The following is a 7,924-nucleotide window of genomic DNA, read 5'->3' on the forward strand; positions in this document are numbered from 1 at the left end:
TCACAGCCGCTCAGGTCGCGCGCCCAGTCGCGCACCATCGGCCCGCACAGGCCGGTGCCGCAGCCCAGGTCGTGGATGTCGAACTGCCGCGCCGGCGGCGGCAGCAGCTCGCGCAGCAGCTCGGCCACCAGCTGCGGCGCGCGGTAGCCCAGGGCGGAGAGATTGGCGTCGAAGGTGGCGGCAAAGGCGTCGAAGGTGCGCTCCACGTACGCGTCGCTCGCGCGCTCGGGAACGGCGCCGCCGGAGCAGGCGGCCAGGTGGTGCTTGATCACCGGGTTGTCGGGGTCGGTGGCCAGCCATTCGCGGTAGAGCTGTGCGGCTTCTTCGAGCCGGCCCAGTTGCACCAGCGCCTTGGGCACGGCGTTGCGTGCCTGCAGGTGGCGCGGCCATAGCACGATGGCGCGGCTGTGCGCGGTGAGGCCTTCGTCGACACGCCCTTGCTCCAGCAGGGTGAGCGACAGGTTGTACCAGGCCTGGGCGAATTCGGCATTGACCTCGAGCGCCTTGCGGCACAGCGCTTCAGACTCGGCGTGCTCGCCGCGCTTGCGCAGCATGGTGGCCAGGTTGTTGAGCGCGTCGATGTTGTCGGGCTTGAGCGCAAGGCACGCGCGGTAGGCGCCCACGGCTTCGTCGAAGCGCTGGGTCTCGACCAGCACGTTGCCCAGGTTGTTCAAGGGCCCCGCCTGGCCGGGCAGGCCCAGGATGGCCTGGCGAATCAGGCTCAGCGCTGCTTCACTGTGGCCGCGTGTGTGCTCCAGCACCCCGAGGAAGTGCAAGGCATCGGGCTGCCCCGGCCAGCGCTGCAGCACCGACAGCAACACCGGCTCGGCGTCGTCGAGCTTCTTGTCGCGCAGCAAGAGCACGGCGCGTTGCAGCATCTGCTGCTGCGCGAGCCGTGCAGCTCCGCTCAGGGGGCGGTGCTTGGACAACTCAGCCTCCGTCGGGCCGCCCCAAGGGGGCTGAGCGTCCCCTTGGGGAGCAGTGAACGAAGTGAGCGTGGGGGTTCACGTTTCAGTCGAAGCCATAGGCGAAATCGCCCGCACCCACGGTCAGCTCCACCTTGCTCAGGGGCGCGCCGGAGGCCAGGCGGGTGAGGTATTCGTGGCTGATGCGCGGCAGCACGGTGTTGGTGAGCAGCGCGTCGATCACGCGGCCGCCGCTTTCCACCTCGTTGCAGCGGCTCACCACCAGCTTCACCACCTCGTCGTTGAAGACGAATGGCACGCCGTGGTTCGCTTCCACACGCTTCTTGATGCGGTTGAGTTGCAGCTTGACGATGCGGCCCATCATGTCTTCGGACAACGGGTAATACGGAATGGTCACGATGCGGCCCAAGAGCGCTGCCGGGAACACTTTCAACAGCGGCTCGCGCAGCGCCTTGGCAATGGCGTCGGGCGCGGGCATCAGCTCCGGATCCTTGCACAGGTTCATGATCATCTCGCTGCCGGCGTTCGACGTGAGCAGGATGATGGTGTTCTTGAAGTCGATGAGGCGGCCTTCGCCGTCTTCCATCCAGCCCTTGTCGAACACCTGGAAGAAGAGCTCGTGCACGTCGGGGTGGGCTTTTTCCACCTCGTCGAGCAGCACCACGCTGTAGGGGCGGCGGCGCACGGCTTCGGTCAACACACCGCCTTCACCGTAGCCCACGTAGCCCGGGGGCGAGCCCTTGAGTGTGGAGACGGTGTGTGCCTCCTGGTACTCGCTCATGTTGATGGTGATGACGTTTTGCTCGCCGCCGTACAGCGCCTCGGCCAGCGCGAGCGCGGTTTCGGTCTTGCCCACACCCGAGGTGCCGGCGAGCATGAACACGCCGATCGGCTTGCTCGGGTTGTCGAGCATCGCGCGCGAGGTCTGGATGCGTTTGGCGATCACCTCCATCGCGTGGTCTTGGCCGATCACACGCGAGCCCAGCAGCTTGGGCAGGTTGAGGATGGTCTCGATCTCGTTGGCCGCCATGCGGCCCACCGGAATACCCGTCCAGTCGCCCACCACGCTGGCCACGGCCTGGTAATCGACGGTCGGCAGAATCAGCGGGCTCTCGCCTTGCAAGGTGGCCAGCTCGGCTTGCACCTTGTGCAGCTCGGCGAGGGTGGCTGCGCGATCGGCATCTGACAACCGCGGCATGTCGGTCGCCGCCGCTTCGGCACCTTTTTCCAGCTTGCTGCCGGTGCCTTCGACCGGGGCCGCGCCATCGCGCAGCTTGGCTCGCAAGGCGAGCAGCGTGTCGACCAGGCCCTTCTCACCTTGCCAGCGGGTTTGCAGCTTGTCGAGGCGAGTACGTTCCTGGCCGAGTTGCTCTTCCACCAGCGCAGAGCGCTTCTTGGTGTCGATGCCGATGGCGCCTTCGCGTGCGATGATGCCTTGCTCGGTTTCGAGCGACTCGATGCGCTTCATGCAGTCGTCCACCTCAGGCGGCGTGGCGTGCAGGCTCACCGCCACACGGGCGCAGGCGGTGTCGATCAGGCTCACCGATTTGTCGGGCAGTTGGCGGCCGGGGATGTAGCGGTGCGAGAGCTTGACCGCAGCTTCGAGTGCCTCGTCGAGGATTTGCACCTTGTGGTGTTTCTCCATCGTCGAGGCCACGCCACGCATCATCAGGATCGCACGCGCTTCGTCGGGCTCGTCGACGGTGATGCTCTGGAAACGCCGGGTCAGCGCCGGGTCTTTCTCGATGTGCTTCTTGTACTCGGCAAACGTGGTGGCGCCAATGGTGCGCAACAGGCCACGTGCCAGAGCCGGCTTGAGCAGATTGGCTGCATCGCCGGTGCCCGCCGCACCGCCCGCACCCACCAGCGTGTGGGTTTCGTCGATGAACAGGATGATGGGCTTGACGCTCGCCTGCACCTCGTCGATCACCGAGCGCAATCGTTGTTCAAACTCGCCTTTCATGCTGGCGCCGGCCTGCAGCAAGCCCACGTCGAGCACACGCAGCTCCACTTCTTTCAGGGCAGGCGGCACGTCGCCTCGCGCAATGCGCTGCGCAAAACCTTCGACCACCGCGGTCTTGCCCACCCCGGCTTCGCCGATCAGGATGGGGTTGTTCTGGCGGCGGCGCATCAAGATATCGACCACCTGGCGGATCTCGTCGTCGCGGCCGACGATCGGGTCCATCTTGCCGCCGCGAGCCTGCTCGGTCAGGTCGGTGGTGAACTTTTTCAGCGCTTCCTGCTTGCCCATGGCGGCGGGCGAGATCGCGCCGCTGGCTTCGCCGGGCTCGGCGCCACTTTCCGTCGCGGCTTGCGCCTCTTCGGGCGAGCCACCCAAAATTTTGTTGAAGTTTTCGCTCAGCTCGTCGATCTGGATGCGCTCGAACTGCTTGCTGATCGACAGCAGCACGTTGCGCAGGTTCTTGGTCTTGAGCAGGCCCACGATCAGGAAGCCGGTGCGCACCTGGGTGCCGCCAAACATCAAGGAGCCGTAGACCCAGGCGCGCTCCACGGCGTCTTCGACGAAGCTCGACAGGTCGGTGACAGAAGACGCGCCGCGCGGCAACCGGTCGAGCGAGTTCTGCAGGTCGGTCACGAGGTTGGACGCATCGAGCCCATAGTGCTTGGCGATGCGGTGCACGTCGGAGTCTTGCGTCTGCAAGATCTGGAACAACCAGTGCTGCAGTTCCACATACGGGTTGCCGCGCAGCTTGCAGAACACGGTGGCCCCTTCGATGGCCTTGTAGGCCAGCGGGTTGAGCTTGCCAAAGAGGGCGGAGCGACTGATTTCAGCCATGAGGTTCTCCTATCAGGGGCGACAAGGGTTAACGACCCGTTCGCACTGAGCTTGTCGATGTGCCATCGCGGCGCTGCGCGTGGGCTTCGACAGGCTCAGCCCGAACGGAGTTTTTTGAAGGGTGAAGGCGAAGCTCGCCACGGTCGGGGTGGGGCGTCTTGCGGCCGAGCCAGGTGCTGCGACCGAGGGCCGTCTGGCCACCCATGCGCAGGGGTGGCACCTCGTTGCCCTTGAGCACGAGCTGCACGTCCCACAACAAATCGAAGCCCACCAGCTGGCGCATCCAGTCGCGCAGCTCGATGAGCGAAGGCTGACCCGGCAAAAACTGCTGGTACTGCGCGAGGCTGAGCGGGCCGATGTGGAGGCGGATCTTGTACTGCCGATCCCACACCTTGGCACCCGCCACGGCCGAAACGCCGAGTGGCGCACTGCGGCGCGCACCCGGGCGCCCGAGGCGGCTGCGATCTTCGGCGCGCAGCGGCATCCAGTGGCCCACATAGGGCTCGATGCGGATGGGCACGTCGAAATACTGGCGCAGCACCTTGGCGATCGACTCCGGGTTGCGCGTGGGCCGCGCGAGATGACTCGCCACGTAACGTTTGGCGGCATCGGGCACGGCATCGGCTTGGCGCAGCGATGCTGGCGCCTGGCCGAACAAGGCGCTGACCCACTTGGCGAACTGGTCGTCGTTGGGCCGATCGGCCTGCACGGCGGGCTGGCTTTGTGCCCAGGCGCGGTAGAAGAGCAGCAGCGCACGGTGGTGAAATACATCGGCAAACCGCACGAAGGTCGGGTCGGCGTGGTTGCGCATCCGGTCGCGTGCGTACTCGGTGATGTGCAGCGGCAGCGGGCCCATCGGGCCGAAGAGGCCGAAGAAGCGTGCGCCCAGACGAGGCGGCTTGCGGCTGTCGACCTTGAACGACATCAACGCGGCGGGCGCGAAATCAAGCTCCGGGTCCTGGCCGAGGCGGATGGGTTCGGCGCTGGGGCGCAGCGCACGGCCGAGGCGGGGCGAGTTGGGGGCGAGGGACTCGATCTGGCGCAACACGGCGAAAAAGTCATGCGCCCAGGGCTCGGCCGCTAGGCTCTCGAAAAGGCGCGCGCGGCGCTCGTGGAGCTGGCGGGCGTCGGCGTTCATGCCGCACACCTCCGTTCGCCCTGAGCCAGTCGAAGGGTAGCGAGGTGCACTTCGCCGGCTTCGACAGGCTCAGCCCGAACGGAGAGGAGGGGGCGACGAAGGTGCTTCATGTCATAACACCGCGTGGGTTCCAATGCGCGGCCGGGTGCGCATGATCTCGCCGCGCGAGGCCGAGCGCAGCACCGTTTCACAGAAGCTGTTGGACGCCGCGTGGCGCGCAAAAAACCGATCGAGCACTTGGCCCAACAGGAAGGCGCTCGAACCCTGGAAGCCCAGTTCATCAACCAGCGCAGTCACTTCAACCCCACAGCCAAAGGTCAGCGGCCCCGGGAAGGGCAAACGCCGCACCACGGATTTGGCCTCCAGCCACTGGATGCTCTCGACCTGCTTGGCCCAGGCCACATCTTGCTCGGGCCCGTGCAAGGCCAGCATGGTGCGCAAGGCGGAGGCCGCACGTTTGGGGTCTTCACCGGCAATGCTCAGGTAATTGAGCGTCAACAGGCTCACCATCGACCAGCCCACATCGCCGCGCGCCAGGCGCTGCACCGGGCGGGTGGGGCCGCGCAGGGTTTCGATGCGGCCGGCGGGGCCGGCAGAGTCGAGCACCCAGGTGGTGGAGTTGCCGGGCAAGAGCGTGGGCAAGTCGCGGTTGGTCACCAAGGCGATGACCGAGAGCTGGCGAATGTCTTCGCGGTAAGGCGCGTTTTGCGGGTCAACCAGCGACAAGAACACCTCTTGCCCCACATAGGCCGAGCGTGGCCCGTCGAGCCGCTGGCGCGACGACAGCATGCGTGGCTCGCGGCGCACGGTGTAGTAGGCGCCGTGGCTGCGCACCGCGTCGTGAAAGCTTGCATACAGCGGCATGAAACTCTGCTCGGCCACTTGTGCCACGCCATAACCCGTCACCGATTCCAGCGTGTGGATCTCGTGGTCCATCGGGCGTGTGCGATCGGGCACCACGTGGTGCTCCCAACCCCCCGTGCCGGAGGTGGCCAGCTGGATGCGATCGAGCCGCTTGGGGAACAGGTTGATCGCAGGGGTACAGAAAAGCGCGAGGCTGCCGGCGTCCACCAGCGATTCAAGGGCGGCCTCCCCGCGCGAAAACAGCACAACGATCTCGGCCTCGGCGCCATCCACCACCGCGAGGCGGCGAGCCAGGTCGTTGATCTCGAAGAACAGAAAACGCTGCGGCATGGCCGCCAGCTCTTGCAGCAGGCGGTGGCCGCTGAAACCGCGCAGGGTTTCGGGCAGCAGGGCCTCGTTGTCGTCGTAGCCCATGGGCTTGACCGAGTCGGCATCGGCAAAACCTGAGGCGGCGCCGCGGTTGGCGGGCCCGGCTACCCAGGTGCCGACCGTGTTGCCCAGCACCAGCTCGTGCAGGCGGAAGGCCACGTCGTCGGGGGCCGAGATGAACAGCGGCAGCTTGTCGAGCTTCAACTGCTTGAACTTAAGCCCACCATGCAGCTTGAGCTTGATGCGCAAGCCACCGCGCAACTGGCGCGCGACCGGCAGGTGGGCCAGGGGCAGGTCGGGTGCGTGGCTGAAGTACTGCACCGACTCGATCTCGATCGGCCACAGCGTCACCTCGTGTGCGGTGCGGAACTCGCAGCGGGTGTTTTGCCCGCGCACCAGCTCGCTCGTGAGGGAACTGCCGCGCTTGAGGGTGAAGCCGCGCGCGAGGTTGGGGTCGAGCGGGTCGGGCCGCATGCGCGCGATCATCATCGACGGCACGGGCGACAAGAAGCCCGGGTACACCGTCTCCAGCAGGTGCTGAATGAAGCGCGGGTGCTCCGCGTCGATCTTGAGCTGGATGCGTGCTGCCATGAAGGCAAAACCTTCCAGCAGGCGCTCGACGTAAGGGTCGGAAACTTCGAGCCCTTCCAGCGACAGGCGTGCGGCAATCTTGGGGAACTCGGCGGCGAACTCGGCGCCCACCTCACGCAGGTGGGTCAGCTCGTCGTTGTAGTGTCTGAGGAGATTGGGATCCATCAGCTCTTGCGCCTTGAGGGGCCGCTGCTGCCCACGTCGCGCACTTCCACCTGGCCGGCTTCAAGGTCGACCTGGGTGCGCAACAACAATTCGAGCGGCACCGGCTGGGCCCACATGAAACCGTGGATCTCGAACTCGATGACGTTGTGTGTGTCGAGCACGCTGGAGGCTTCGAGTGCCTTCACTTCGAGCGAGTCTTCCATCACGCGGGGCTCGAAGCGCAGGATGGCCTGCTTGATGGTGCGTTCGAGCAGGCCCACGTCGATGCGCGAGGCCAGCTGGCCCGACATGGCGGGCAGCCCGTAGTTGAGCACCGAGTCGGCGGCCTGCGGGTACTGGGTGGCCGTGGCCTTGCTCAAGGGCTGCACAGAGTTGAGCAACCAGGAGAGGTCTCGCAGCACCGCCTCACGGATCTGCGACTTGTTCATCATGCGGGTGTCGTCGGCCTCGACCTGCGACTGCGGGTTGAAATCCGTCAGGCGGTCCAGCAAGGCGGGCTGAAGACGATCACGCAGGTTCATGTGGCAGCTGTGAGCTTGATCTCACGCGCTTCCAGCAGCCCCATCTCGGCGCTGCTGGTCGACAGGATGCGTTGGCCCAAGCCCGCATACTGGTCGGGGCCGATTTCAGACCATTCGGTGGCGCGTGCGAGCTTCAACACGCCATTGGGTTGCTCGCGCGTGCCGGGGTAGCAGGTTGGAACGAGGGCAACCGAATCGCCGCCGTTGGTGAAGGTCAGGTGCACTGGTGTCCACACCATGTCGCGCAGGTCAACGGGTGCTTCGACGGTGATGGCCGCGAGCGACTCGAAGGGCACCCAGGTGTAGCGCCCGTTGAGCACGACTTCGAGCACCGGGCCGAGGCGCGAGTCGGCATCGGCGATCCAGTCGAAGGCCTCGCCGTTGAGGCTGCCGGCTGTCGTGGGGGCCTGCTCGAAGGCGTTGGCGCGCAGGTGCTGCGCCTGCGCCAGGTTGCCTTGGGCCTCTTGGCCCAGGGCTTCAATCAGCATGGCCACCCAGGCGGCGGGTTGGCCAAACACCACCGGCGTGGTCTTGCCTGCGAACACCGCGCCAC

Annotated in this window: 6 protein-coding genes; all 6 read right to left on the reverse strand. The window is 66.1% G+C overall.

Going from position 1 to position 7,924, the window contains the following annotated elements; all coding sequences use genetic code 11:
- Positions 1–929, reverse strand: a 929-nt coding sequence (locus RMO40_RS20225; RefSeq protein WP_309725213.1) for a tetratricopeptide repeat protein, incomplete at its 3' end; no start/stop codon positions are given.
- An 82-nt stretch (positions 930–1,011) separates the two neighbouring features.
- A complete protein-coding gene (gene tssH, locus RMO40_RS20230; protein ID WP_309725215.1) occupies positions 1,012–3,723 on the reverse strand; it encodes a type VI secretion system ATPase TssH in 2,712 nt (903 codons plus the stop codon).
- Between the two features lie 28 nt (positions 3,724–3,751).
- Positions 3,752–4,861 carry a type VI secretion system baseplate subunit TssG gene (gene tssG, locus RMO40_RS20235; protein WP_309725217.1) on the reverse strand — a complete coding sequence of 370 codons (1,110 nt, stop codon included), beginning with the start codon at positions 4,859–4,861 and terminating at the stop codon, positions 3,752–3,754.
- A 111-nt stretch (positions 4,862–4,972) separates the two neighbouring features.
- Positions 4,973–6,850 (reverse strand): type VI secretion system baseplate subunit TssF, encoded by a 1,878-nt coding sequence (gene tssF / locus RMO40_RS20240; protein WP_309725219.1) that lies wholly within the window; start codon positions 6,848–6,850, stop codon positions 4,973–4,975.
- Positions 6,850–7,371: a type VI secretion system baseplate subunit TssE gene (gene tssE, locus RMO40_RS20245; RefSeq protein WP_309725221.1), complete on the reverse strand. Its 522-nt coding sequence runs from the start codon at positions 7,369–7,371 to the stop codon at positions 6,850–6,852. The genes tssF and tssE overlap by 1 nt, the downstream gene beginning before the upstream one ends.
- Positions 7,368–7,924: type VI secretion system accessory protein TagJ (locus RMO40_RS20250; RefSeq protein WP_309725223.1), on the reverse strand; the 557-nt coding region annotated here is incomplete at its 5' end. The genes RMO40_RS20250 and tssE, both read right to left, overlap by 4 nt.

Source organism: Rhizobacter sp. (assembly GCF_031412075.1).
GTDB lineage: Bacteria > Pseudomonadota > Gammaproteobacteria > Burkholderiales > Burkholderiaceae_C > Rhizobacter.

Bases quoted from the DNA above. Each gene is read 5' to 3' on its own strand.
- tssF (WP_309725219.1), bottom strand. From the start codon at position 6,850: ATGGATCCCAATCTCCTCAGACACTACAACGACGAGCTGACCCACCTG.
- tssH (WP_309725215.1), bottom strand. From the start codon at position 3,723: ATGGCTGAAATCAGTCGCTCCGCCCTCTTTGGCAAGCTCAACCCGCTG.
- tssE (WP_309725221.1), bottom strand. From the start codon at position 7,371: ATGAACCTGCGTGATCGTCTTCAGCCCGCCTTGCTGGACCGCCTGACG.
- tssG (WP_309725217.1), bottom strand. From the start codon at position 4,861: ATGAACGCCGACGCCCGCCAGCTCCACGAGCGCCGCGCGCGCCTTTTC.